25 protein-coding genes and 6 tRNA genes are annotated in these 25,122 nt (G+C 35.2%); 5 read left to right on the top strand and 26 right to left on the bottom strand.

Annotated elements, in window-relative coordinates:
• Positions 1-597: 597 nt before the first annotated feature.
• Complete coding sequence (gene rpmG / locus GHD00_RS18205; RefSeq protein WP_163539628.1) at positions 598-747, bottom strand: 50S ribosomal protein L33; 150 nt, start codon at positions 745-747, stop codon at positions 598-600.
• A 219-nt stretch (positions 748-966) separates the two neighbouring features.
• On the opposite strand from rpmG, the gene GHD00_RS18200 reads away from it, so the two are divergent.
• Positions 967-1,245: a hypothetical protein gene (locus GHD00_RS18200; protein WP_240468751.1), complete on the top strand. Its 279-nt coding sequence runs from the start codon at positions 967-969 to the stop codon at positions 1,243-1,245.
• Between the two features lie 9 nt (positions 1,246-1,254).
• Positions 1,255-1,722 carry an endolytic transglycosylase MltG gene (locus GHD00_RS18195; RefSeq protein WP_163539626.1) on the top strand — a complete coding sequence of 156 codons (468 nt, stop codon included), beginning with the start codon at positions 1,255-1,257 and terminating at the stop codon, positions 1,720-1,722.
• A gap of 148 nt (positions 1,723-1,870) precedes the next feature.
• Here the strand turns inward: GHD00_RS18195 and phoU are convergent, their stop codons facing one another.
• The 16 genes from phoU to GHD00_RS18115 form a co-directional block, all read right to left on the bottom strand.
• Positions 1,871-2,530: a phosphate signaling complex protein PhoU gene (gene phoU / locus GHD00_RS18190; protein ID WP_163539625.1), complete on the bottom strand. Its 660-nt coding sequence runs from the start codon at positions 2,528-2,530 to the stop codon at positions 1,871-1,873.
• 34 nt (positions 2,531-2,564) lie between these two features.
• Entirely contained in the window at positions 2,565-3,326 is a 762-nt protein-coding gene (gene pstB, locus GHD00_RS18185) for a phosphate ABC transporter ATP-binding protein PstB (protein ID WP_163539624.1), read from the bottom strand.
• A 15-nt stretch (positions 3,327-3,341) separates the two neighbouring features.
• Complete coding sequence (gene pstA / locus GHD00_RS18180) at positions 3,342-4,211, bottom strand: phosphate ABC transporter permease PstA (RefSeq protein WP_163539623.1); 870 nt, start codon at positions 4,209-4,211, stop codon at positions 3,342-3,344.
• A complete protein-coding gene (gene pstC, locus GHD00_RS18175) occupies positions 4,211-5,152 on the bottom strand; it encodes a phosphate ABC transporter permease subunit PstC (RefSeq protein WP_163539622.1) in 942 nt (313 codons plus the stop codon). The genes pstA and pstC overlap by 1 nt, the downstream gene beginning before the upstream one ends.
• An 87-nt stretch (positions 5,153-5,239) precedes the next feature.
• On the bottom strand, positions 5,240-6,274 hold the full coding sequence (locus tag GHD00_RS18170) for a PstS family phosphate ABC transporter substrate-binding protein (protein WP_163539621.1): 1,035 nt from the start codon (positions 6,272-6,274) through the stop codon (positions 5,240-5,242).
• Positions 6,275-6,493: 219 nt separating this feature from the next.
• Entirely contained in the window at positions 6,494-8,599 is a 2,106-nt protein-coding gene (locus GHD00_RS18165) for a peptidoglycan D,D-transpeptidase FtsI family protein (protein WP_163539620.1), read from the bottom strand.
• 79 nt (positions 8,600-8,678) lie between these two features.
• Positions 8,679-9,896 carry an MFS transporter gene (locus GHD00_RS18160; protein ID WP_240468750.1) on the bottom strand — a complete coding sequence of 406 codons (1,218 nt, stop codon included), beginning with the start codon at positions 9,894-9,896 and terminating at the stop codon, positions 8,679-8,681.
• 111 nt (positions 9,897-10,007) lie between these two features.
• Entirely contained in the window at positions 10,008-10,619 is a 612-nt protein-coding gene (sodA, locus tag GHD00_RS18155) for a superoxide dismutase SodA (protein ID WP_163539619.1), read from the bottom strand.
• 177 nt (positions 10,620-10,796) lie between these two features.
• Positions 10,797-10,869 (bottom strand) — tRNA-Phe (locus GHD00_RS18150).
• Between the two features lie 208 nt (positions 10,870-11,077).
• A tRNA-Ser gene (locus GHD00_RS18145) sits at positions 11,078-11,170 on the bottom strand.
• A gap of 9 nt (positions 11,171-11,179) precedes the next feature.
• Positions 11,180-11,256: transfer RNA gene (locus GHD00_RS18140), tRNA-Ile, on the bottom strand.
• Between the two features lie 10 nt (positions 11,257-11,266).
• A tRNA-His gene (locus GHD00_RS18135) sits at positions 11,267-11,342 on the bottom strand.
• 19 nt (positions 11,343-11,361) lie between these two features.
• Positions 11,362-11,438 (bottom strand) — tRNA-Met (locus GHD00_RS18130).
• Positions 11,439-11,441: 3 nt separating this feature from the next.
• Positions 11,442-11,516, bottom strand: a tRNA-Asn gene (locus tag GHD00_RS18125).
• Positions 11,517-11,698: 182 nt separating this feature from the next.
• Positions 11,699-13,330, bottom strand: coding sequence for a Na/Pi cotransporter family protein (locus tag GHD00_RS18120; RefSeq protein WP_163539618.1), 1,632 nt, complete (start codon positions 13,328-13,330; stop codon positions 11,699-11,701).
• 269 nt (positions 13,331-13,599) lie between these two features.
• A complete protein-coding gene (locus GHD00_RS18115; RefSeq protein WP_346427672.1) occupies positions 13,600-14,217 on the bottom strand; it encodes an NfeD family protein in 618 nt (205 codons plus the stop codon).
• A 198-nt stretch (positions 14,218-14,415) separates the two neighbouring features.
• Between GHD00_RS18115 and ispG the strand changes: the two genes are divergently transcribed.
• A complete protein-coding gene (gene ispG, locus GHD00_RS18110; RefSeq protein WP_163539616.1) occupies positions 14,416-15,519 on the top strand; it encodes a flavodoxin-dependent (E)-4-hydroxy-3-methylbut-2-enyl-diphosphate synthase in 1,104 nt (367 codons plus the stop codon).
• A gap of 157 nt (positions 15,520-15,676) precedes the next feature.
• On the opposite strand, the gene GHD00_RS18105 is transcribed toward ispG, so the two are convergent.
• Together GHD00_RS18105 and GHD00_RS18100 are read right to left on the bottom strand one after the other, a co-directional pair.
• Complete coding sequence (locus tag GHD00_RS18105; protein WP_163539615.1) at positions 15,677-16,084, bottom strand: DUF4190 domain-containing protein; 408 nt, start codon at positions 16,082-16,084, stop codon at positions 15,677-15,679.
• Positions 16,085-16,170: 86 nt separating this feature from the next.
• Positions 16,171-16,872, bottom strand: a complete 702-nt coding sequence (locus GHD00_RS18100) for a lytic transglycosylase domain-containing protein (protein ID WP_240468749.1) — start codon at positions 16,870-16,872, stop codon at positions 16,171-16,173.
• Positions 16,873-17,050: 178 nt separating this feature from the next.
• Here GHD00_RS18100 and GHD00_RS18095 point away from each other — a divergent pair, with 178 nt between their 5' ends.
• Entirely contained in the window at positions 17,051-17,338 is a 288-nt protein-coding gene (locus tag GHD00_RS18095; protein WP_240468748.1) for a DUF2624 family protein, read from the top strand.
• A gap of 38 nt (positions 17,339-17,376) precedes the next feature.
• Here the strand turns inward: GHD00_RS18095 and GHD00_RS18090 are convergent, their stop codons facing one another.
• Together GHD00_RS18090 and GHD00_RS18085 are read right to left on the bottom strand one after the other, a co-directional pair.
• Entirely contained in the window at positions 17,377-18,270 is an 894-nt protein-coding gene (locus tag GHD00_RS18090) for a deoxyribonuclease IV (RefSeq protein WP_163539614.1), read from the bottom strand.
• 29 nt (positions 18,271-18,299) lie between these two features.
• Complete coding sequence (locus tag GHD00_RS18085; protein WP_163539613.1) at positions 18,300-19,610, bottom strand: DEAD/DEAH box helicase; 1,311 nt, start codon at positions 19,608-19,610, stop codon at positions 18,300-18,302.
• Positions 19,611-19,772: 162 nt separating this feature from the next.
• Here GHD00_RS18085 and GHD00_RS18080 point away from each other — a divergent pair, with 162 nt between their 5' ends.
• Positions 19,773-20,720: a 4-hydroxy-3-methylbut-2-enyl diphosphate reductase gene (locus GHD00_RS18080; RefSeq protein ID WP_163539612.1), complete on the top strand. Its 948-nt coding sequence runs from the start codon at positions 19,773-19,775 to the stop codon at positions 20,718-20,720.
• Positions 20,721-20,905: 185 nt separating this feature from the next.
• On the opposite strand, the gene GHD00_RS18075 is transcribed toward GHD00_RS18080, so the two are convergent.
• The 5 genes from GHD00_RS18075 to rpoD all read right to left on the bottom strand — a co-directional run bounded on the left by GHD00_RS18075 (position 20,906) and on the right by rpoD (position 25,113).
• On the bottom strand, positions 20,906-22,024 hold the full coding sequence (locus tag GHD00_RS18075; RefSeq protein WP_163539611.1) for a Nif3-like dinuclear metal center hexameric protein: 1,119 nt from the start codon (positions 22,022-22,024) through the stop codon (positions 20,906-20,908).
• Positions 22,021-22,704: a tRNA (adenine(22)-N(1))-methyltransferase gene (locus GHD00_RS18070; RefSeq protein ID WP_163539610.1), complete on the bottom strand. Its 684-nt coding sequence runs from the start codon at positions 22,702-22,704 to the stop codon at positions 22,021-22,023. The genes GHD00_RS18075 and GHD00_RS18070 overlap by 4 nt, the downstream gene beginning before the upstream one ends.
• A gap of 140 nt (positions 22,705-22,844) precedes the next feature.
• Positions 22,845-23,201 carry a cytochrome c550 gene (gene cccA / locus GHD00_RS18065; RefSeq protein WP_163539609.1) on the bottom strand — a complete coding sequence of 119 codons (357 nt, stop codon included), beginning with the start codon at positions 23,199-23,201 and terminating at the stop codon, positions 22,845-22,847.
• A 144-nt stretch (positions 23,202-23,345) separates the two neighbouring features.
• Positions 23,346-23,870 (bottom strand): hypothetical protein, encoded by a 525-nt coding sequence (locus GHD00_RS18060; RefSeq protein WP_163539608.1) that lies wholly within the window; start codon positions 23,868-23,870, stop codon positions 23,346-23,348.
• A 127-nt stretch (positions 23,871-23,997) separates the two neighbouring features.
• Positions 23,998-25,113, bottom strand: a complete 1,116-nt coding sequence (rpoD, locus tag GHD00_RS18055; protein WP_163539607.1) for an RNA polymerase sigma factor RpoD — start codon at positions 25,111-25,113, stop codon at positions 23,998-24,000.
• Between the last annotated feature and the right edge of the window lie 9 nt (positions 25,114-25,122).

Genomic DNA, 25,122 nt, shown 5'->3' with positions numbered 1-25,122 from the left:
AAGCGTCTTGGCACTTACTTGGATTGGACTTTCACCAATTAGCAATGAACGGCTTGCTAGGCACGCGACACGGCCTCAGCCTCCTCGCTCGTCCCTCGCTGCGGGGTCTTCGGACACGTGTTGTTTCACTATGGACTTATAAAATAAATGGTACATAGTATAAGAAATCTAAGGCTTTCGCCATTTTGGGCGAAAAGCCAAGATTTCTATACCTCGGAGTCTACGTATCTTGCCTACGCTATTAGTGAGGTTCTAATTTTTGAAAGAATAAATCTTGTGAAATCAGTGTTCCATGGAGCTCTTCTCACTCGAATAGAAAACCACAAAAAGCTGTGAAAAAATGCGACACTCCTGGGGGAACAGCGCGAGCTGAAGATCCCGCAGGCAGTGGGTTTCTGCCGAGGAAGCTGAAGCCGTGCCCCCGGAAAGGGAGCGTTTTTTCGCAGCGCAGGACTAGCACTCATCTTTGAACGAAATAAAAAAGTCGTGCTGATGAGAATATTCACTATGTCGCTGTTTGGTTCTACTGTGTAGTAAACAAAAAGGGTCTAACGAAAAAACTCTTACCCATATAGATATAGGTAAGAGCTCTTTACATTATTTTGTTTCACGGTGTAACGTATACTTTTTTAAACGTGGGCTATATTTCTTAAGCTCCAAACGTTCAGGATGTTTACGTTTATTTTTAGTTGTAATATAGTTACGGTCACCTGTTTCAGTACAAGCTAAAGTAATGTTTACACGCATGGTCTTCCCTCCAAACTAAATCATACATCTCATTTCATCGAATCATTACCATGATATAATAGCAAACTATTCATACAATTTCAAGTATAACTTCTCTTGATACTTCCGATATGATATAACTATTAATAGAATATGAAATTTCGCAGGAGGGTAAAGATGTATTATATTTTTATTACGCTAATAATTACAGGAATTACTTTATGGATATTATCTTTTTTTATGAATGATAAATTCAAGCAATTGGAAGAAAACATGGAGCAGCTAACAATTTCATCTTTGCAAGAAACTTACCAGTTAAAAAAGAAAATGAAAGTCATAGAGGAAGAATTACTAATAGATGAACAACCGCTTCTTTCCAGTGAGTTATCTGACAATATGAAAGATACTCCATTAATAAAGAAAATAAAGCATTTATATGATCAAGGTTTTGATTCCAAAACTATTGCGAAGAAATTAAAATTAAACGAATATGATGTCAAAACAATTATTGAAAGATGAGGAATATACATGAAACCAATTATCAGATCATTTGCAATCGGACTATTAACAGCTACATTAATTATAGGTGTATTCTTTTATTTAACGGAAGAAAAATCAGTAGATAAATCAAATTTACTTAGTGAAGAAGATATGTTAGATAATTTAGAGGATAGTGGTTATTTTATTTACTCAGAAGATATGGAACAAAAGTTAACCGAGCATGTAAATAAAGCCAAAAATGAAGCAACAGAAGAAAATGATAACGAAGAAAATCATGCTCCAAAACTTGTATATTATAACATTTCTATTGATCGAGGGATGAGTGTATCTGATGTTGCTTCAAAGCTTGTAGAAAAAGAAGTTATATCAAATGAAAACCGTTTGATAGAATATTTGGAGAACGAAGAACTTAGTCATCATATTCAAATAGGTTCATTTGAAATACATAACCAAATGTCAATTGAAGAAATTACAAATGCTATAACAAATCCTTAAAATGCAATATACAATTAGAAAAGTAGTTCATAGATTTTATGAACTACTTTTTATACAATGACATGATGAACTTTTATCCAAGTTAAAATAAGAAAACATGATATACAAAAGAGAGGGTATTACCTTCATGTAGGACTTACTTCTATCATTAGTTATTTAAATCAGCTGATTCACCCTTTACTAAATACAGCACATCTTCTCCAATATTTGTTGTGTGATCACCTATACGCTCTACATAACGTCCACTAAATGCCATTTGCATGATATGTTGTATTTTTTGAGGATTTGTAGCTGTTTCCTCCAATAATTCCCTCAGCATAGTGGAATACATATTATCTAAGACATCGTCAAGCTCAGCAAGTTTCCTAGCAAGTGTTATATCCTCACCTTTATAAGATTTTATTGCCAATTCAATCATTTTGACGGCGACCTGTCTCATTTCTTCAATAGATGCATGAATTTGAATTCCGTGATCTGCTCCTAAATGAATAGTTGATTTCGCAATATTCTTAGCGTTGTCTGCCATTCTTTCTAAATCAGACGAAATTCGAATAGCAACAATCAACCTGCGTAAGTCTGTTGCCACTGGTTGTTGTCTAGCTATTAATAAGATAGATTCTTCATTAATTTGAAAATCTAAGTGATCTAAAGCTTTATCATCTTTAACTACTTTCTCTGCCTTCTCTACATTACTTTTATATAGCGCATCAACAGCGTTATTTAATTGTTCAATGGTCTTTTCAGCCATTTCAATGATAACTTCTTCAACATGATTCAATTCTTCTTGAAATTGCTCTCTCCCTACCATTTGATTCTTCCTTTCCTAATAAAATATATCTTTTTTATCCAAATCGACCAGAAATATAATCTTCCGTACGTTTATCACTCGGATTTGAAAATAAAGTATTTGTATCTGAAAACTCCACTAATTCCCCATTTAGCATGAAAGCTGTTTTGTCTGAAATACGAGCAGCTTGTTGCATGTTATGAGTTACAATAATAATCGTATAATCTTTTTTTAATTCCTTAATTAATTCCTCAATTTTCAATGTAGAAATTGGATCTAATGCAGAGGTTGGTTCATCCATTAAAATGACATCTGGTTCGACAGCTAAACACCTAGCAATACAAATACGCTGCTGTTGTCCACCAGATAAACCATATGCATTTTGACTCAAACGATCTTTCACCTCGTCCCAAATGGCGGCACCACGTAAACTTTTCTCGACTATATCATCTAATATTTTTTTCTTTTTTATTCCATGAATTTTCGGACCATATACTACATTTTCATAAATAGATTTAGGAAAAGGATTTGGCTTTTGAAAGACCATTCCTACGTGAGTCCGTAATTCTTCAACTAATTGCTTCTTACTGAAAATATCTTGATTGTTATATTCAATGGTCCCTGATGTTCTAACAGAAGGGACTGTTTCTATCATACGGTTTAAGGTCTTTAATAAAGTCGATTTACCACAACCAGATGGACCTATAACAGCAGTAATTTCATTTCTTGGTATTTCCATGCCAACTTGATATAAAGCTTGTGTAGATCCGTACCATAGGTTAAAGTCTTCTATTTTAAAAACATTATTTGTTGTCATAATAACCCCTCTTTATTAGTATCTTTTTTGGAATTTGTTACGTATCCAAACAGCGATTGCGTTCATACATAGCAATATAATTAAAAGGACAATAATTCCTGCAGCAGCTACATACTGCCACTCTTCTTGCGGTCTAGCAGTCCAACTGTAAATTTGAATAGGCATTACTGTATATCTAGACAAAAATGAATCCGGTATAGTATAAATTGCAGCTGCAGCACCTACTATGATTAATGGAGCAGTTTCACCAATAGCCCGAGATAGCGCAAGTATGGAGCCAGTAATAATCCCTGGAATAGATGTTGGAAGGACTATTCTCCAAATCGTTTGCCATCTAGTTGCTCCCATTCCAATGGACGCTTCTCTTAACTCCTGCGGCACAGAACGAATCGCTTCTTGAGATGCCACTACAATAACAGGTAAAACGAGCAGACTCATCGTTAATGCACCGGAAATTAACGTATATCCGAACCCCATAATATAAACAAAAAAGGTTAAGCCTAATAAACCGAAAACAATAGATGGTACACCTGCGAGATTTTGCACGTTTACTTGAATAAACCTAGTGAATTTATTATCTTTCGCATATTCTTCTAGATATAAGGCAGTAGAAACCCCTAATATAATCGAAACAGGCGCAGTAATAGCGATCATAAATATTGAGCCCATTAATCCTGCGAAAATACCAGCTTTATCAATGTAAGGAGCAGGGAAATTACGAAGAAAATCTATATTTAAATAGCCAATGCCTTGGCTTAATATTCGATAAATTAATATTACTAAAAACGATAAAGAAATAAGTGTTGCTAAGATGAAAATAAAATAAAACAGCCTGTTTTTCGTTACTTTTCGTTTTATAAGCGATGAATCTACTTTCTGATGCATTAGTAATCCTCCTTAAACCTTCTAGCAATATACTGTGATAAAATATTCATCAGTAATGTAAAGATAAACAATGTAATCCCTACAGCATAAATACTTTTGTAGATAGTCGATAGATAGGAGGTATCTCCTTTAGCCCCCTGTACAATAAAGGCTGTTAAGGTTTGAATAGATTCAGTCGGATTAAATGTTAAGTTTGGAGTAGCACCCGCAGCAATGGTAACAATCATCGTTTCTCCTATTGCTCTAGAAGTAGCAAGTACTACAGATGCAACAATTCCTGAAAATGCTGCCGGCAAAACAACTTTTGTAGCTACTTCAAATCGAGTAGCACCTAATCCTAATGCACCGTCACGAAGGGTATTCGGTACAGCATTCATCGCATCTTCTGACAAGGATGCAATCATTGGTATAATCATAATTCCGACAACGATACCAGCACTTAATGCATTAAAAATTCTCATATCTGTAAAAATATATTGTAACATCGGTGATACAAATGTTAAGGCAAAAAATCCGTAAACTACTGTTGGTATACCTGCTAAAATTTCTAAAATTGGCTTAATAACTTTCCTAGCATTCTCACTTGCATATTCACTTAAATAGATAGCGGCAGCTAACCCAAGTGGTAGAGCTACACAAATTGCAATACATGTAATAAGTAGAGTTCCAGCAATAAGCGGTGCCACACCAAAATGATCAGTCCATGGTGACCAATGTGTACCCAAATAAAAATCTGCAAAAGAAATTTCACGAAAGAATGATATGGATTCTCGCAGTAAAGTAAATAATATCCCAATTGTTGTTATTACGGAAACTCCTGCGCATAAAAAAAGAAAAATTGGTACTAATTTTTCTACAAGATTGTGTAGACCTTTATTTTTTTTATTTTTTTTAATCATGTCTTGAACGGAATAACTTATATTATCTCGTTTGTTCACCATGAATATTTCCCCTTTTCTTAAAGCAAAGATGATGGGACAGACCACTCACCAAAAGTGAGCCTGTCCCTAAAGTAATAATCAATAAAATTACTCTCCAGCTAGTTCATTAATTGTATCAAGCTGTTCTTGGTATTTTTCATCAGGTAAAGCTACATAACCTACTTCTTCTGCAGCTGCACCAGCATTATTAATAGCAAACTTTACAAAATCATGGACTTGTGGTTTTTCTTGTAAATACCCTACGTTTACGTAAGTGAATAATGGTCTTGAAAGCGGTGAATAGCTTCCATCTTGAATAGTTTCGCCATTTGGCTTAACTGGGTTGCCATCTCCATTATCTATTCCTAATACTTTTAAAGTATCCTCATTTTCTATATAGTATGCATAGCCAAAGTAGCCAATTGCATAAGGATTGTTTTTAATACCTGTTACTAATGTGTTGTCATCTTCTGATAAAGTAGTATTTTCACCTTCGCGCATAGGATTGTCTTCAAGAATTACTTCATTAAAATAATCAAACGTACCTGAGTCATGACCAGGACTGTAAATTACGATATCTTTTTCCGGCCAGTCACTATTAAGATCAGACCATTTAGTTGCAGAACCATCTGCAAGGAAAATTTCTCTTAATTGTTCAATCGTTAAGTTTTCAACAAAATCATTTTCCTGACTTACTACAACAGACAAACCGTCATAAGCCAGCTCAATTTCATGTAATTCAATGCCGTTTTCTTCAGCCTGTGCTTTTTCCTCATCTTTAATTGGACGGGATGCATTACTTAAGTCAATTTCTCCAACTGTTGATTTTTTGAAACCACCGCCAGATCCAGATGAATTTAAGGAAGTTTCAACTTCAGGCTTTTCCATGTTATATTCATAAGTTAAGTACTCCATAATGGGTAACACTGTTGACGAACCATCAATAACAACTGGACCAGATACTGTAGCTTCTTCTTCACTGCCTTCTTCTTCCTGGCTGTCATCTTCGTTATTTTCTGTTTCATTTGCATTTGCCTCGTTCTGTGTCTCTTCTTCTCCATCTTCTGCATTACCACATGCAGCAAGAACTCCGACTGTTAATAACATAAGTGCTATCAACGTCATTAACTTCCATTTACTCATAATACATTTCCCCCTAATATTTTTGTAAAAGCTTGTCTAATGAAGCTTCTATTACATCATAACGAACTACTATTAAGTAGTCGTTAAGGAAATGTTAAGATTGTGTAAATTCGACGATTTTTTCGAAGCTTCTACAATATAATATGACAAATTGTTTATAGATTAATGCATCTGATGTAATAAAAAAACGCAACCGAATAGATTGCGTTTTTAAAAAATTTATTCTTCCTCATCGTTTGTATCTTCTTTTAATTCATAATATTTTTCGATAATTCTTTTGCCGATTTCATGGTGAACAGGGTGTTGTGTAGATCCAGTACCATTTTTAGGTACAATAATCGCAAAAGCTACTTCTGGATTTTCTGCAGGGCTGTAACCAACTAATGATAGGTTTTCGGTATAGGTTTCGACACCATTTTCGAATTGTGGGTTTTCAGCTGTACCTGTCTTTCCTGCCACTTCATATGGGAAATCATCCCACCTATAACTAGCTGTACCATTTGTAAACACTCTTCTAAAACCGGTTTTTACCCTGTCAATATATTCCTCATCCATATCAATTCGATTGAGAATTTCTGGGTCATTTGCTTCTACTACAGGTCCTAACCCATTTGAACTAGGTTCGCGAATTTCTTTTAAAAGATGTGGCTTCATTCGATAGCCATCATTGGCAATAGTGGAAACATACTGTCCTAGCTGTAATGTTGTATAGGTGTCATATTGACCAATTGAAAAGTCTAATAAATTACCTGCAGCTGGATTTTGTCCTACAACACCAGTTGCTTCAAAAGGGAGATCTATACCAGTTTCTACACCTAGCCCGAATTGATGATAATAATAACGTAAAGTATCAAAGGCATTATAATCAAAATTGTATAATCTATCTTCCCTATCATCATAAGTAGCTCCAGCAATTCTTATGGCAATTTTCATCATATACACGTTTGATGATTCTTGCAGAGCGTAAACATCTGAAATACTTTCGCCTAAAAACCGGTGTGATTTTTTTACTTGACCTCTTATTACGATAGGTCTATCACTCATCCTTGTTCCGATATTTACTGCATCTTCTTGGTAACCAGCTAATAATGTTGCCCCTTTAATCGCAGAACCTGGTGCATGAGCATCATAGATCGTTCTATATCCTTGATTTAAATACTCGTTGTCTTCTCTATCATAATGAATTCCAGACATCGCGAAAATCTCGCCAGTTTGCGGATCCATCATAATGGCTAAGGCATCTTCTAAATAACCATTATTATTAACTGGTGATGCAATCGCATTTCTTAACTCTTCTTCTACAATTTGATCGACTGCTTTTTGCAATTCCATATCTATGGTTAAAACAAGATCTTTTCCTCTTTGACCTTCTACGACTACTTCTGAATCAATGACATTTCCATTAGTATTTGTCGTGTATTGAATCTTCTCTTTTCTGCCTCTTAACACATGTTCATATTGCTGCTCTAAACCACTTGTTCCAACACGATCATTCCAAGTATATCCATGTGTTAAGTAAAAATCGCTGTCTTCTCGCGGAATACCATCCTCGGAATCAGATACTTGGCCCAAAAATGGCTTAAATAAAGTATACCCTGAACCATCTTCATATACATATTTTCGATCCCAGTCGCTAACAGCATCTATACCAGGAAGATCACTTAAATGCTCTGCAACTTGAGCATATTCTTTATCTGTAATACCCTCATTAACAATAACATGCGGTGACAGCTCATAAGCTTGATCTAACTCTTTTTTAATTGCAATAACATTTAAAATCTCAGGAGTCCAGTCAACTTTTTCTAAATCCTCTTCTGTAATAAGTTCAAGCTCTCTCTGATACAGTTCACCGCTATCGAGTTCTTTATCCTCTTCTGATAGACGTTCCTGTATAATTTCTCGATTTTCCAAGTACCAATATTCTTTTTTATCTCTTTCCCTAATTTCTTTTTGTAACGCATCTTCATCTTTTATTACGGTCACATATTGCGCCAAATCTTCTGCTAAGTTCAGTCTTGCATTCGCCGATTCTCCATTTTTCGGAGGAGTATAAGTAATTGATTTCACAGCAAGGTTATCCAATAATATATTTTGATTCCGATCGTACATCTTTCCCCTAGGCACTGGTTTTTCTGAGGGTGTATTCTCTGTTTGATTAATCTGTCTTTGTGCTTCCTCTCCATTTAATATCTGTACTACCCCAAGTTGAACAATCAATAAGGAAAAAATGAGAAAGACACAAACAAATAATATATTTAAACGAACAGGTAATTGCGGTTTCTTTTTCTTTTGTTTTTTTCTTTTTTTCACAAAAGACCCTTGCATTCATATTCCCCCTCTAACTACACAGTCATTACCATTATAGCATGAATACAAGGAAACATCCATTCGTTCTAAATGGAGGTCACACCGCTTTAATTTGCTTGACAAACCAGAATGCTATAAAATTACCCGCTCCTAGTGTAAGTAATAATGCAGGTATCGCAAATTCTGGATCCACTAATAAAACACTAATAATAAAAATAACGATCGCTGCTACTCTGCCCATATTGATAAACAACTCACGAATAATAATATATTCTATTCGTAATTCTTTTGCACCTTTTGATTTACCTATAACATCATAGGTTAAAGACACAAATGGAACATTAAAAACTGGATAAGCAAACCCGATAATAACGCCGTACATCAACAACATATAATAGTTGGTTTGCAATACGATGATGGCTACAGCCATGTATAAAAATAACCCACCGAAAAATATGGATCGTTTTCGAAGATTTTTGCCAACTATTTTGGATGTTGCATAATAGCCAATTAGTGAGCAAAGCGAAAAGACTAAATTAAATCCCCCTAATGCAAACTCACTATTTGTTGCAATAAATATCCAAATAGCTATAACAAAGATAAACAAACCTTCTCTTATACCAACAAATACATGGGCATATAAAATGCTTTTCCAATTTAAATTTCTCTTTCTTTCTTTAAAAATTTCTCTAAATAAAAATTGACCAGTAGCTTTTCTCTTATTCATAAAAAACGAACAAATGACTGCTACAATAAATAAAGCAAACGAAAGAAAGAAGATTAAACTATAACCTTGGAAGTTATCCAGCCTAGTAATAATGTAACCAGCAAAAAACGGCCCAATCATCCCACCAAAGGACTGTAAAGTTCCTAATATGCCATTAAAAAAATCACGAGTTTCTGGTTCTGTGACCTCAAAGGTTAAAACATTAAATGCTAGCCAATAAAAGCCATAGCCTATTCCTAAAATGCTTCCTAACAGATAAGGGAACTGTGATGATTTATCACCCGCTAATAGTACTGTTATATAAAATACTGATAAGATGGTGACCCCTAAGCGGATAATAATAGTACGATCCACTCTCTTCGCACACTTCCCAGCGATAAAAAAAGCAATCGGTTGTAGAATATAAATAAATAAATTATAAACCGCTATATTCACATACTCACCTGATTGCTTCCACAAAAAAATATTCACGAATGTATTCGATAAAAACGTAGCTAATGCGTATAATCCACCAATTGTTAATAGTAACTTTAAATCTTTACTTATTGGAATTTTTTGCTTTTCTGTTTTAATTTGTACCATCTCCATGTAAGTCAGCGCTCATCTAAATATTATTTTGATCTAGATTTATTGGAGATATACATAAGAAAAGTGCAGCAACAAAAAAGATGCAGAGGAAAACTCTGCATCTTCTACATTTTATTTTGCTTCGTTGTATAGGCTGTTCACCTTATCCCAATCTACTACATTCCAGAATGCAGCTATGTAGTCTGGACGTTTGTTTTGATATTTTAAGTAATATGCGTGCTCCCATACATCTAAACCTAAGATAGGTGTTTTTCCTTCTGAGATAGGAGTATCTTGATTCGGTGTACTAGTAATTTCAATGTTGCCATTATTCACAACTAACCAAGCCCATCCTGAACCGAAACGACCTGCTGCTGCAGCTGCAAATTCTTCTTTGAACTTGTCAAAGCTTCCAAATGTTTCATTGATTTTGTCAGCAATTTCACCTGTTGGCTCACCGCCGCCGTTTGGTGATAAAAGTGTCCAGAATAAACTATGGTTAGCATGACCGCCACCATTGTTTCTAACAGCTGTACGAATATTTTCAGGTACTGCGTCAAGGTTTGCTAAAATATCTTCAATTGATTTATTAGCTAAATCATCATGACCTTCTAATGCAGCGTTCAGTTTTGTAACATAAGTATTATGGTGCTTTGTGTGGTGAATGTTCATTGTTTCCTTATCAATATGAGGTTCTAATGCATCATATGCATAAGGTAAATCTGGTAAAGTAAAGTTTGCCATGTTTATTCCTCCTATTTTTAAATTAAAAAGTTTTTTCCCTATTCATTTAAAATGTTATCAAATAGTCAGAATAAAATGCAAATATTTAGCATAAAATATATATGTTGTCTTTTACTGAGAATTTTTTTCAAAAAGAACAATAAAAAAACAAGCTTGTTTACTTAGCTTGTTAAAAGATGGCTCGAGACGGAATCGAACCGCCGACACACGGATTTTCAGTCCGTTGCTCTACCGACTGAGCTACCGAGCCTAGTTATTATGTTGAAATTATTGAGTAAATCGCATTTAGTCATGTTTTGAAGTTATTTCGAAGATGTCCTGTGCTCGTCACGTTGAACGTCTTTCGGTGAAGCTTACGTTCCTCGCAAAACCTACACAGGTGTAATTCATAGATGTTTTACGGTTTCTCTACCGACTGAGCTACCGAGCCTACGTTTTATTTTTCGGATTATTATGTATGGCGGAGGAGGAGGGATTCGAACCCCCGCGGGCCGTGAAGCCCCTGGCGGTTTTCAAGACCGCTCCCTTCAGCCGGACTTGGGTACTCCTCCGTGATACGATGGTGGACCCTGCAGGATTCGAACCTGCGACCGATCGGTTATGAGCCGATAGCTCTAACCAACTGAGCTAAGGGTCCTATTATTTTATGGGGCGATCGATGGGGATCGAACCCACGCATGTCGGAACCACAATCCGATGTGTTAACCACTTCACCACGATCGCCATATTCATCTGATATATATGGTAGCGGCGGAGGGGATCGAACCCCCGACCTCACGGGTATGAACCGTACGCTCTAGCCAGCTGAGCTACACCGCCTTATGGCTCCACAGGTAGGATTCGAACCTACGACCGATCGGTTAACAGCCGATTGCTCTACCACTGAGCTACTGTGGAATATTAATTATGTGATTACTGAAGCGACATTTAATAATTTATCATAGGACAAGAATTTCGTCAACACTTTTCTTAATATTTTTGACATTTTCTTTTTTACTTGGAAAAAGTATACCGAATAATAAAAAATAACCAGTAGTTTTATCTGTAACACTACTGGTTATTTAATTTTATTCTAATAATTAATGCTTTTCTCCTAATACTTCATCCGCAATATTTACGGCATGATCAGCAATACGCTCCAAGTTGCTGATAATATCAGCAAATACAATACCTGCTGCTCCAGTACATGCACCTTCATTTAACCTAATAATATGTTTTTTACGATAAGCTCGTTCCATTTTATCTATTTCATTTTCTTTTTGCACAACAGATAATGCCTTTTCCCTATCCATTTCTTCTAAAGCTTTAATTGAATCTCTTACAGTAATAATGGTTAAGTCAAACATTTCATTTAAATCGATCATACCTTGTTCTGTAATGTCCACTTTGTTTGACATTTTATAATTAACCAATTCCACAATATTTTCAAAATGGTCTCCAATACGTTCAATATCTCTTACGGAGTTAATCAGCGCTGAATGATGACTTCTTTCCAGATCAGAAAAATTCTTTCCTGATAATTCTACTAAATAAGCGGTAATTTCCTTATCTAAATTATTCAAAGCACCTTCAATTTGAACTGCCATATCGGCATGTTTAGCTTGTTTATTATTTAAATAAGAGCTTGTCTCTTCCAATCCTTTGGAAGCATATTCTCCCATTCGAATTACTTCTACCTTCGCTTGATCCAAGGCAACCGACGGCGATTGTTGAATAAAAATTGGATCTAAGTGCTTCGGCTTATATTCAACAACATCATCTTCTCCAGGAATAATCTTTGTTACAATAAGCGCTAGTAATCCAATAAAAGGAAATTGTATAACAGTATTACTTATATTAAATATACCATGTGCAAATGCAATAGTCATCGCTGGGTTTAAATCTAACCATTCTTGCAAATTTGCAATAAAAGTTGTATAAAAACCCAAAATACTTACAACGATAATCGTTCCCATTAAATTAAAAATAACATGAGTCAACGCTGCACGTCTTGCTGCAACTGTTGCGCCGATCGAAGCAATAATTGCCGTAATCGTTGTACCAATATTATCCCCAAATAGCACAGGGAGTGCCGCCTTTAATTCAATAGCACCTTCTGTCATAAGGCTTTGTAATATACCAATGGTTGCACTGGAACTTTGAACAATGATAGTGAATACCGTACCAATAACAACACCTAAAATAGGAACATTAGACATGCTTATGGTTAATTCATGGAATAATTCAACTTCTCTTAACGGTTTTAATCCAGAGCCCATCAAATCTAAACCAAAGAATAATGAACCAAACCCAAAAATGGTTAAACCAATATTTGATACTTTATTACTTTTAAAGAAAAATAATAACAAAGCACCTACTGCTAATATAGGCAGTGCATATTCTTTTATCTCAATACCAATTATAAATGCCGTTGCGGTCGTCCCGATATTAGCACCCATGATAACCCCAATAGACTGACGTAAAGTCATAAATCCGGCGTTTACAAGACCAACGGTTAATACAGTTGTTCCGGTACTTGTCTGGATGAGTATAGTTACAATCATCCCGGCTAGCACACCCATAAAAGGGTTGCTGGTAAACTTGTCTAAAATGTCACGCAGCCTGTCCCCTGCGGTTTTCTGTAGACCTTCCCCCATATACTTTATACCAAGAAGGAAAATACCTAAACCACCGATAAATTCAAATATCATTTGTTGCACATTAACTTCCAAAGAATTTCCATCCCTTCATATTAAAGCTTTATAAAAGATAGTGTCTCCACTAATGGCAGAATCATTAAAATGACAAACTAAGACAAATTCTGCACCTCGTCTATTATTAAATTAATGTTAAGTATTTGTAAAGTATAAAAACGAAAATTTACAATATCTTAACAAACAAATTTATTATAACAGTTTACACTATATTTCGTACCCCTTTTTCAATAAAAAATTTTGAAAAATTAAAAAAAGCTTACTCTTGTAGAAGAATAAGCTTTTTCTTACTTTTCTTTTATCAATATTTTCGTACCATCCACTTCTGTTATCACGATATTTGTACCTTTCGATATCCATTTCCCTTGACTGATGGCACTAAACTCTTGTTCACCAATACGTATCGTTCCTATTGGCCGCATATCTGTTATAGTAGAGCCTTCTTTTCCAACTAAATAATGATAAGATTTATTCATACTAGAGTACCCTTTTTCATCAGTTAATTGGTCAAATAACGTAATTTTGGTCCACATGACTCTTTTTTTGAAAACTTTTAAGAAAAATAATGAAGACATCCCACCAACAAAAATACCAATCACAGCGTATAAACCAGCAACCCAATTAGGTGCTGTAATCCCAACTGATAAAACCATACAAACTAAACCAATAACCCCAAAGGTACCATCATTTAACACTTTACCATCTATAATAATAAGTAAAAGACCCACCATATATAGAATTATCATCATAAAAAACATACTTGGATCAACAAGCCATGCTGCAAAATAAATAGTGATAAAGCCTATACCTAAAATACCAAATATTCCTTTAACATTAACAAATACTTCTCCTAAAAGAAATAAAGTAGCTAATCCAACTATGATAAAACTCATCCAATCTGGCATAACCATAGGATCACTTCACCTCTTTATGGTGTTTTTTTCTTTATATTAACATACGATAAGCACATAAAATTAGTTTCAATAAAATAAATAAGTTTGTTACTTCTCTTTTTTTCGTATAGCCTTTATAATGGGACATGGTGATGAAATAATTTAGTTTCCATCATTGTATGGAGGATGATTAAAGGAGCGATTTATGTTATGGCTTTAACACATCGAAAGGATTCACGACCTGTTAAAATTGGAAATGTAGTTGTAGGTGGTAAAAATGAAGTAGTTATTCAATCCATGACCACAACGAAAACACATGATGTAGAAGCAACTGTAAAAGAAATAGAACGTTTGGAAGAAGCAGGTTGTCAAGTCGTTCGTGTTGCATGTCCTAATGAACGTGCTGCTGACGCCATTCCTGAGATTAAAAAAAGAATCAATATACCTTTAGTAGTGGATATACATTTTGACTACAAGCTTGCCCTAAAGGCAATTGAAGGTGGAGCTGACAAAATACGAATTAACCCTGGAAATATAGGAAAACGTGAAAGAGTAGAAGCCGTGGTTAATGCTGCCAAAGCAAAGAAAATTCCTATTCGCATTGGAGTTAACGCAGGTTCCTTAGAAAGACACATTTTAGAAAAATATGGGTATCCTACAGCAGATGGTATGGTCGAAAGTGCGTTACACCATATAAAAATATTGGAAGATTTAGATTTCTACGATATTGTTGTTTCATTAAAAGCATCTGATGTTCATCTTGCAACAGAGGCGTATGAAAAAGCAGCAGAAGTCATTTCATACCCTTTACACCTTGGAATTACCGAGTCAGGTACATTATTTGCTGGAAGTATAAAAAGTGCAGCCGGTATGGGCGCTATTTTAAGTAAAGGTATTGGGAATACAATGAGAATTTCTTTAAGCGCTGATCCTGTTGAGGAAGTCAAAGTCGCTAAAGAAATCCTTAAATCTTATGGTTTAGCTTCTAATGCTGCTACACTCATATCTTGCCCTACTTGCGGACGAATTGAAATTGATTTAATAAAAATTGCTAATGAAGTCGAGGATTATATATCCACCATTAAAGCACCTATAAAAGTAGCTGTTTTAGGATGTGCTGTAAATGGTCCAGGAGAAGCCAGAGAGGCTGATATAGGTATAGCAGGTGCTCGTGGTGAGGGGTTGTTATTCCGTCATGGTGAAATCATTCGAAAAGTGCCAGAAGAAACGATGGTGGAAGAACTAAAAAAAGAAGTGGACAAAATAGCTGGAGAATATTTAGAAAAGCAAAAAGAAGAAGCACAAGAAGTATAAGAAACTCATCGACTGATGAGTCTTTGGTGAAGTCAGAGACGTAGTAGCGCCTATCTATCTTCGTAGTATCTACGTCGAATTCACTTCATCGAAAAAACGTTATAAATATACTGATAAGGAAGAAAACCGCTAGCCATTTCGGCTAGCGGTTTTTTGGTTAAAACATCGGGATAAATATGAGTGATATCAACAAGGATATAATCGCAACAACTATTGCTGCGTTACCGAGAGTTTCTGCTCCTTGTCTTCTAGATACAAAGCCAAGAATTATCCCACCAATAGCCATAATTAATGGCCATATAAAGAAGGAAGCTATCGCAAGTATTAAACCAGCCCAACCAAAAGCAGTATTTACATCACTTTTCATTTCAGATTCTTGCTCTGTTGACTCTATAGGCTGGTTGAACTCCCCTGCACTCAATTCCTGAGATGTTTCAGCCTCTCTTCTATAAGCTTCATCCAAAGCATATAATTCATCAGTTGAGACAAATTGGTTAGAATCACCCTTGTTGCTTTCATACTTTGGATTGTCCTCTATATTGTGCTCATCTTGATAATTCGGCATACTTCTAGCCTCCTTTACTTATATAAGAGGTACATTTATAGTATGCCGCTTTAACTCGAGGTCTTGCTTGGTAATTTCTCCGTAAACTATTGCGGGATCATTGCAACATGCTTTTCTGCCTTTGTCTGTATCGTTCTTGCGTACTGACTATTTGCATGACCTTTTTGCAATTTATATTGTTCCATTCCTGCCATTCCTCTGTGATAAGCCGTTAAGGTTTCATCCCAATTTTCGTATTGGTCATGTAAATAATCTAAATATACAATAGATAAAGTAATCGAGTAATAAGGGTCATACAATAATTCGTCTTGATATGGCAGATCAGCCATATCAGCAATCCACGGTGCTGTATTTTTCATAAATTGTGCCATTCCATAAGCATGTCCATATTTTGTTTCTGGCCCAACTAATTCTGGATCAAAAGTGGCACCCGTTTCCACACGCAGCAGTTCATAAACTAAGAAAGGATCAATATTATATTTTTGTGCTTCCTTTACTAAATAAACAGCCCATGGTCGTTTAAATTTCCCATTACTCTCCTCCACCATTACTTCTGCTAAATCAAAATATTCAGGCCAATTTTGATAAGTGATAGATGAATCCAACTGACTATTTTGGGAAAGGATGTAAGCTGATTGTGATTTCGCATCTCTTACTTGCTCAGTCAATACTTTTTTTTCTTGTGTTAATGTCTCCACTTCTTCTTTATAATTAGAAATTTTATGATAGCTAAATGCTGAAAACAATAACAAAAGCACAATGCTAATCCATTGTATATGTTTTAACACGTTGTCTACACTCCTTTTTTGCAACCTTGCTTTGTTGAAATAAAGGTAATAAATACCTACAGCGATATATCATAGCGAACAATGTCGAAAAATGCAAACTTTTCATTTCAGATGAACGCAGACTAGCTTTAGTACATAAGCTATCATAGTTCATGCTGTAGAAAAAGGAGTTAAAATCATGATGAATGGTTTTTCTAAAAAGCTTGTGCAAAAGAAACTACAACAATTAACTGCTGATCAATTATACCAATACGCGCATCAATATAATATCTCCATCAATAAACAACAAGCCCAAGTTATTACAAATCAATTGAAAAGTAATCATTATGACCCAACCTCTGCCGAAGATCGTGCTAAAATGTTTAAAAAATTAGCCCAAATAACAGATATCCAAACAGCTCAAACATGTCAAAAGTTGTTTCAGCAATTGATTAAGGATTATGGTGTCGAAGATTTATTTACATGAAAACAAACTTGGCAGTTAATTACTGCCAAGCTTTTTTCTTATTGTTGTAATATTTTTTCTTTTAAATCAGATACAAATGAACCATCTCTGATCATTTGTATTTCGAATTTATAAGGTGGTTTTTTATTCTTTTTATCTTCCCCTACATATGGGGTCTCCAAAATTTTTGGTAATTCCTGCAATTGATTATGATGTACGACTTGATGAATGGTTTCAAAGCCAATATGACCGAATCCAATATTTTCGTGACGGTCTTTTTGTGCTCCTTTTACATTTTTACTATCATTAATATGGACCACTTTTAATCGGTCATGTCCAACAATTTTGTCAAATTGATCTAATACCCCATCAAAGTCATTCACTATATCATAACCCGCATCATGAATATGGCAAGTATCTAAACAAACGGATAATTTTTCATTATGAGTTACCCCATCGATAATTTTTGCAAGTTCATCAAATGACCTGCCGATTTCCGATCCTTTACCAGCCATTGTTTCTAATGCAATTTGTACATCTTGTTTCGGGTCTAGTACTTCATTTAAGCCTTCCACTATTTTTTCAATGCCTTTGTGTGCCCCTTCTCCAACATGTGCTCCAGGGTGTAAAACAATTTGCTTTGCTCCAATCGCTTCTGTTCGATCAATTTCACTTTTAAGGAAAGATACTCCCAATTCAAATGTTTCTTTCTTTTTGGCATTTCCAATGTTAATAATGTATGGAGCATGAACGACAATATCTTCAATTCCATTTTCTTTCATATGTGTAAGCCCTGCTTCAATATTTAAATCTTCTATAGCTTTTCTTCTTGTATTTTGTGGAGCTCCTGTATAAATCATAAAAGCAGTTGATCCATAAGAAGCAGCTTCTTCACTTGAACCAAGCAACATTTTCTTCCCGCTCATTGATACGTGTGATCCTATTTTCAACATATACATCTACCTCTCCTAAAAATCCCTTATTACTTTTTAAACTGATTTCTTCCTATTTTTTTCTTTATATTTTGTTGTTGTTTCTTCATTTTCTTACGATAGCCAGGCTTTACTTTCTTTGGTTTTCGTACTTGCTGCCATGCTTTTTTTTCTGTTTCTTTTTCATGTCGGACTCTTTTTTGCCTTGCATTCCAAGGTTTAACTTCTCTCCATTCTGATTTAACCACATCATAATACGTAAAGGAGAGCCCTTTTTTCTCCAGTTTTTTAACTAGAGATATATCATCATCCGTGTAAAGACTTATAGCAGTTCCTTCTAGACCTGCTCGTGCTGTTCTTCCAACTCGGTGTATATAGAAAGATTCTTCTTTGGGGAAATCGGCATTAATGACATGACTAACCCCTTTGATATCAATCCCTCTAGCAGCCAAATCTGTTGCGACTATATATTGATATTTCAGTTGTTGTATGTCTTTTAAAACTCTTTTTCTTTCTCGTTGATTAAGCCCTCCATGAATTAAGCCTACATTGATACCTTTTTCTATTAAGCTTTCGGATAATTCATTCGCTCTTTCTTTCCCATTTGTGAATATAATCGCTAAGTATGGTTGAATAACTTTAGTTATTTCATAAATCAGATCTGATTGAGAACGATGGCGAAGAGAAATTAATCTATGCTCCATTCTCTCTGGTGCAATACGATCATCGATTTTTACATACGTAGGCTTGTCTAAGTATTTCTTCAAAAATGGTTGAAGCTTCTCTGAAATAGTAGCAGAAAACACCAATACTTGAATATCGGGGTCTGCTCGCATCAAAATCTTATCAATTTCTTCAATTAGACCCAATTCTAACATTAAATCTGTTTCATCTATAACAAATGATTTTGCCTTGTAGATATCTAGATGTCCATCTTCTATGAGATCTAATATACGCCCGGGAGTGCCAACCACAATATGAGGTGGCTCTTTCATTTTATCAATGGTTCTTTTTTTATCTGTTCCACCAATCAAGAGCTTTGCTCGCCAAGTTGTCTCTTTTTCGGCATATTTCATAATTTTTTTTACTTCATCATAAATTTGAATTGCTAACTCTCTTGTTGGTGCAGTAAAAACAAATTGAGTAAATGATTCTTCCTCATTCATTTGGTTTAATAACGGGATTAAAAAAGCATGTGTTTTCCCTGAACCCGTTTCGGATTGTCCGATTATACTTCGTCCCCTTAACGCTTCAGGTACTACTTTAGCTTGAATGGGTGTAGGTTCATAAAATTCCAATTTGTCAATAACATCATTCATCCATTGATCTAGTGCATACTGTTTAAATAAGTGCTTTTGCATAGAAATCTCCTTTTCATTCTTATACAAATATAAAGTGTTTTGGTCACAAATATCTTTGTCAATTTCATCAATTACCTTTATAATATAAGTATTGGACAAAAAAATGTCCATTATTTAATATTTTACTTGAACCATGACGGAAAGTACAGAGGGGGAACAAGAATGGAAGTAATTAAAATCGCTCCTAGAGGTTATTGCTATGGAGTTGTGGATGCAATGGTCATTGCTCAAAATGCTGTAAAAGACCCCAATCTACCTCGCCCCATTTATATACTTGGTATGATTGTTCATAATTCACATGTTACAAATGCTTTTAAAGACCAAGGAGTATACACCCTTGACGGTAAAGATCGTGCATCACTACTAGACGACGTAGATAAAGGTACAGTTATATTCACTGCTCATGGTGTCTCTCCAGAGGTTAAGCAAAAAGCTAGAGATAAAGGGCTCACTGTATTAGATGCTACTTGCCCTGATGTGACGAGAACACATGATTTAATTCGAGAAAAAGTAAAAGATCATTACGAAATTGTCTATATTGGTAAAAAAGGGCACCCTGAGCCGGAAGGGGCCATAGGTGTTGCACCTGATCACGTGCATCTAGTTCAAACAGAAGAAGATGTTGAGCAATTAAGTCTAGAAAATGACAAAATACTTGTCACAAATCAGACAACAATGAGCCAATGGGATGTTTATGATGTCATGCAAAAAGTAAAAGCGAAATTTCCACAGACTGAAATGGAACAGGAAATATGCATGGCTACACAAGTTCGTCAAGAAGCGGTTGCAGAGCAAGCCAAAGAATCTGACCTTACTTTAGTAGTTGGTGACCCGCGTAGTAATAATTCTAATCGTTTGGCACAAGTATCGATTCAAATTGCAGGAACTCAAGCATATCGAATAGCTGATGTTTCGGAAATAGAACTTGATTGGCTCAAAGGCGTTCAAAAAGTGGCAGTAACAGCTGGAGCCTCAACCCCTACTCCTATTACAAAGGAAGTAATTAGGTTTATCGAGCAATACGATGAAAACAATCCAGATACATGGGAACGCCAATCAAAAGTAAAGCAAGACAAAATTTTGCCAAAAGTAAAAGCAAAATCGAAGTAGGAAAAAAGCACGCCAAAGTGATGCGTGCTTTTTTAGCCGTATAGGAAAGTATAAATGGTCAGCAAGGAAGCAATCTCGACGTAGTGGATCATTTTAGGGAGATAGATAAGGGCAACTACGACGGCTCTGCTGTCGCCTAAAGGCTCGGCAATCGCCGAGTTTTCTTTATTATTTTCATTTGATCTTTATCCCCACTGAAACGGCTCAGTAGTTAGATCAGATACCTCTACTTCGATTGGAGAAGGGAGATTTTTTTTATTTTGTTGAAAATAGGATTGAACACCTTTTTTCATTACTTCTTCAATATGGTGCCCTGGATCAATCAATGAGATACCCGCTTGTTCCGCATCTTGTGCATCGTGAAAGGTTAAATCTCCTGTAATATAAAGATCCGCTCCCACCTTTTGAGCTTGTTTAATGAATCCTTTTCCACTTCCACCTAAAATCGCCACTTTTTTGACCGTTTTTTCTTTGTTACCTACAAAACGAACAAAAGGGACTTGATACGCTTTTTTCACTACCTCTACATATTCTTCTAAATTCATTTTCTTATCTATTTTTCCATAACGGCCTAAACCATTAACTTTTCCTTTGTTTTGTAATGGAACAATATCATAAGCCATCTCTTCATAAGGATGTGCTTCTTGCGCCACTTGAATCATGTATTCTAACTGGCTTTCTTTTATAATGGTCTCCACTTTATATTCATTTACTTGTTCGATTTCACCTTGTGTACCAATAAATGGGTTTGTTCCACTTAATGGTTTAAAAGCACCTTTTCCCTCTGATTGAAAAGTACAATGGCTGTAATTACCAATATGACCTGCTCCAGCATTTCCTATCGCCTCTTTAAATGAGTCCACATGTGTGTGGGGCACATATGCAATAAATTTTAACAAATGATCTGTTTTGGTAGGAACCAAGACTTTTGTATCTCTTAACTCCAGCTTCTCTGCTAATAAATCATTTACGCCGCCTTCTGCTATATCTAAATTTGTGTGTGCTGTATAAACACTAATCTGATGTTTCATTAACTTCGCTATCACTTTCCCTTTAGGGCTGTTTAAGTTAATACTCTTTAAACTTTCAAAAAACAAAGGATGATGAGCAATAATCATGTCTGCCTTTTTATCAATGGCTTCATCCACCACCTTTTCAACTACATCTAAGGTAATCATCAGTCTCTTTACCGGTTTTTCCATATCACCAATTTGCAACCCTACATTATCCCACGATTCCGCATAACTCTTGGGCACCCAGTTTTCGAATAATTGGATAACATCACGGACAACTGTCTCTCTCATTCTTGCAATACCTCCTCTATTTGTTTCAATTCCCGTTTCATCTCTTCTAGTTTATCGACCGGGATTTTCGATGCTTTTTGTATTTCTTTAATGAGGCGTATCCTTTTATCTTTTTCCCATTGCCATTTATTCATAAATGCTTTATTTTTTTGCTCTAATAACTTAGGTCCAAATAAGATCTCTTTTTTGGTGTACTTTGGGCTTATTTCTACATAATCAGATACAATAATTTCGTATATGTAACCATCTTCTTCTATCATTTCTTCTGCAACTACTTGGTAATTATTTTCTTGCAACCACCTTCTTATTAGATGAGCATCCAAATTAGGCTGCAAAATTAACCTTTTTACCCCTAGCAATTTCTTATTGCCTTCAACTAATATTTGACGAATTAATTTACCTCCCATTCCTGCAATCACAATTTGATTCACTTCACCTTGTTGGATGACATCTAAACCATTTCCCTTTCTAACAGAGATTCGATCAGATAAACCATGTTCCTTAACAGTGGATAAAGCTCGTTCAAATGGACCTTGATTTACTTCCCCTGCAATTGCAATCGCATCACCATGTAACTCACAAATATAACACGGTAAATAAGCATGGTCAGATCCAATATCCGCCAGTTTTATTGGTGATTTCACATAAGATGCTACATTTTTTAGTCTTTTTGATAACATACCCTTATTCCTTTCATCTTAAGAAAACTTAGTTCCAGCTAAATACTATTAGGCATTTAATATAAAACATAAAACACTAATATGTTTTATGTAAGAAGAAAAGCCTTCTGTTCGTTACAGAAAGCTTTTTTTAATCATTCTTATTGTTTTTCAGCTAGCCATTCTGATAAAACTTCTGCTTCTTCACTCTCCACTAGCCCGCCAGGCATATTTGTACCTTCAATTCCGTTCATAATAATTTCATAAATTTCTTCCTGTGAATACTTGCTGCCAACTTGTTGTAAGCTTGGTCCTGATGCCCCTTCTAAATCACCGCCATGACATCCAATACAACTTTCCGCAATTGCTTCTGGATCATCAAGTACTACGTCATTTTCTTCTTCTCCCTCGCCTGCGATTTTATCTTGCTCATTTAAACCAACTACTGATAACACTATCATAGCTAAAATACCTAAACTTGCGATCAAGGCGAATGGAATAATTGGATTTTTTTTCATTATGTTTTTCCTCCTTATGTCACCTCTTAGTATAGTCAGGCTATACCATTTCTTATTCTATATATGTATTGGACAAAGCTACTTATATTTTACTGCAAAAAACACAATTAGAAAAGTATTACTTGTCAAAATTCATCAAATTGACTAAAAATAATAAAATCCCGTAGCAATCATTAAAATAATAAACATAAATACTCCCATGATCTGCAGATAAGATTGTTTAGTAAAAACACCATAAAAAATCCAAGATAACACATTTATCATTGCCCAAGCTAAAGTAAGCCAATCCACTGCGATATATATGTAACACCATATCATGGTTGCCATTAAAAATGTAATAAAAAAAATAATAATAGCAAAGCGTTCCATTAAACATTCATGTTTATTAAAAATATGTATCATACAGAGATTCCACCCTACTAATGTGAAAACCCCTATTGTATGAATTAGCATTCCTTCCCCTATACTAAATAGAATAAAGGGGATTAATAGGGATAATGCAGAGATAAAATAATAAATTAAATAATAAGCGGAATTATTATGATTTCCCTCACCGTCTTCTCCTTCTGTATATAGGGCTATCAAAAAATCACAGTAAGTACTGGGCAATAGCTGATGCTTTTTCCAATATTTAATCTCCTCAACAATAACCTTCTTTTTGTCTTCCATACCATTCCCCACACTCCAAGCCCTGCAATATTCAACATATATGAGTTCTATTCAATAAATAAGTAAAATTACCTTCAGCAAACACTATGAATCATTTACTGAAGGTTCATTATACTTACAAAATCGTCTATTCTAGAAAGTCTTTAAGTCGTTTGCTACGACTTGGGTGACGAAGTTTTCTCAATGCCTTTGCCTCAATTTGACGGATTCTCTCTCTAGTAACACCGAAAACCTTCCCTACTTCTTCTAATGTTCTTGTTCTGCCGTCATCTAAGCCAAAACGAAGGCGAAGGACATTTTCTTCACGGTCCGTTAATGTATCTAATACATCTTCTAATTGTTCTTTTAATAATTCATATGCTGCATGGTCTGAGGGTGATGTTGCTTCTTGATCTTCAATAAAGTCACCTAAATGCGAATCATCTTCTTCACCAATAGGTGTCTCTAAAGAAACGGGTTCTTGAGCAATTTTTAGTATTTCTCTAACTTTATCAGGGGTTAAATCCATATCTTTTGCTATTTCTTCTGGTGTTGGCTCACGTCCTAAATCTTGTAACAATTGTCTTTGAACACGAATTAATTTATTAATGGTTTCCACCATGTGAACTGGAATACGTATTGTACGTGCCTGATCTGCAATGGCTCTAGTAATAGCTTGGCGAATCCACCAAGTGGCATACGTACTGAATTTGAAGCCTTTTCTAAAGTCGAATTTTTCAACGGCTTTAATTAAGCCCATGTTCCCTTCTTGAATCAGGTCTAAGAAAAGCATTCCACGGCCTACATAACGCTTCGCAATACTTACGACCAGTCTTAAGTTTGCTTCAGCAAGGCGTTTCTTAGCGTATTCGTCACCTTCTTCAATTCGCTTCGCTAAGTCGATTTCTTCTGTAGCAGATAAAAGATCAACGCGACCTATTTCCTTTAAGTACATACGTACAGGATCATTTATTTTAATCCCTAATGGTACACTTAAATCATTTAAATCAAATTCTTCCTCTTTTGAAAGCTGTTGCATTGTCGGATCTTCTTCAGTATCTCCTATCACTTCAACACCTTGTTCATTTAAGTACTCATAAAATTCATCCATTTGCTCAGACTCTAATTCAAAATTAGATAATCTCTCTGCAACTTCCTCATATGCTAAAACACCACGTTTTTTCCCAAGCTCTAATAACTGTTCTTTTGCTTGATCTAACGTTAATTCTGTTTCTTTAGAGCGTGATGGTTTATTATTTGCCATGAGTGCCCC

Source organism: Gracilibacillus sp. YIM 98692 (assembly GCF_010993965.1).
GTDB lineage: Bacteria > Bacillota > Bacilli > Bacillales > Amphibacillaceae > Gracilibacillus.
Note: the sequence above shows the minus strand (reverse complement) of the source record. Positions and strands in the feature narration are given on the sequence as shown.

Excerpts from the sequence above, each read along its gene's own strand:
- rpmG (WP_163539628.1), bottom strand. The coding sequence starts at position 747 with ATGCGTGTAAACATTACTTTAGCTTGTACTGAAACAGGTGACCGTAAC.
- GHD00_RS18200 (WP_240468751.1), top strand. The coding sequence starts at position 967 with ATGAATGATAAATTCAAGCAATTGGAAGAAAACATGGAGCAGCTAACA.
- GHD00_RS18195 (WP_163539626.1), top strand. The coding sequence starts at position 1,255 with ATGAAACCAATTATCAGATCATTTGCAATCGGACTATTAACAGCTACA.
- phoU (WP_163539625.1), bottom strand. The coding sequence starts at position 2,530 with ATGGTAGGGAGAGAGCAATTTCAAGAAGAATTGAATCATGTTGAAGAA.
- pstB (WP_163539624.1), bottom strand. The coding sequence starts at position 3,326 with ATGACAACAAATAATGTTTTTAAAATAGAAGACTTTAACCTATGGTAC.
- pstA (WP_163539623.1), bottom strand. The coding sequence starts at position 4,211 with ATGCATCAGAAAGTAGATTCATCGCTTATAAAACGAAAAGTAACGAAA.
- pstC (WP_163539622.1), bottom strand. The coding sequence starts at position 5,152 with ATGGTGAACAAACGAGATAATATAAGTTATTCCGTTCAAGACATGATT.
- GHD00_RS18170 (WP_163539621.1), bottom strand. The coding sequence starts at position 6,274 with ATGAGTAAATGGAAGTTAATGACGTTGATAGCACTTATGTTATTAACA.
- GHD00_RS18165 (WP_163539620.1), bottom strand. The coding sequence starts at position 8,599 with ATGCAAGGGTCTTTTGTGAAAAAAAGAAAAAAACAAAAGAAAAAGAAA.
- GHD00_RS18160 (WP_240468750.1), bottom strand. The coding sequence starts at position 9,896 with ATGGAGATGGTACAAATTAAAACAGAAAAGCAAAAAATTCCAATAAGT.
- sodA (WP_163539619.1), bottom strand. The coding sequence starts at position 10,619 with ATGGCAAACTTTACTTTACCAGATTTACCTTATGCATATGATGCATTA.
- GHD00_RS18115 (WP_346427672.1), bottom strand. The coding sequence starts at position 14,217 with ATGCCAGATTGGATGAGTTTTATCATAGTTGGATTAGCTACTTTATTT.
- ispG (WP_163539616.1), top strand. The coding sequence starts at position 14,416 with ATGGCTTTAACACATCGAAAGGATTCACGACCTGTTAAAATTGGAAAT.
- GHD00_RS18105 (WP_163539615.1), bottom strand. The coding sequence starts at position 16,084 with ATGCCGAATTATCAAGATGAGCACAATATAGAGGACAATCCAAAGTAT.
- GHD00_RS18095 (WP_240468748.1), top strand. The coding sequence starts at position 17,051 with ATGATGAATGGTTTTTCTAAAAAGCTTGTGCAAAAGAAACTACAACAA.
- GHD00_RS18090 (WP_163539614.1), bottom strand. The coding sequence starts at position 18,270 with ATGTTGAAAATAGGATCACACGTATCAATGAGCGGGAAGAAAATGTTG.
- GHD00_RS18085 (WP_163539613.1), bottom strand. The coding sequence starts at position 19,610 with ATGCAAAAGCACTTATTTAAACAGTATGCACTAGATCAATGGATGAAT.
- GHD00_RS18080 (WP_163539612.1), top strand. The coding sequence starts at position 19,773 with ATGGAAGTAATTAAAATCGCTCCTAGAGGTTATTGCTATGGAGTTGTG.
- GHD00_RS18075 (WP_163539611.1), bottom strand. The coding sequence starts at position 22,024 with ATGAGAGAGACAGTTGTCCGTGATGTTATCCAATTATTCGAAAACTGG.
- GHD00_RS18070 (WP_163539610.1), bottom strand. The coding sequence starts at position 22,704 with ATGTTATCAAAAAGACTAAAAAATGTAGCATCTTATGTGAAATCACCA.
- cccA (WP_163539609.1), bottom strand. The coding sequence starts at position 23,201 with ATGAAAAAAAATCCAATTATTCCATTCGCCTTGATCGCAAGTTTAGGT.
- GHD00_RS18060 (WP_163539608.1), bottom strand. The coding sequence starts at position 23,870 with ATGGAAGACAAAAAGAAGGTTATTGTTGAGGAGATTAAATATTGGAAA.
- rpoD (WP_163539607.1), bottom strand. The coding sequence starts at position 25,113 with ATGGCAAATAATAAACCATCACGCTCTAAAGAAACAGAATTAACGTTA.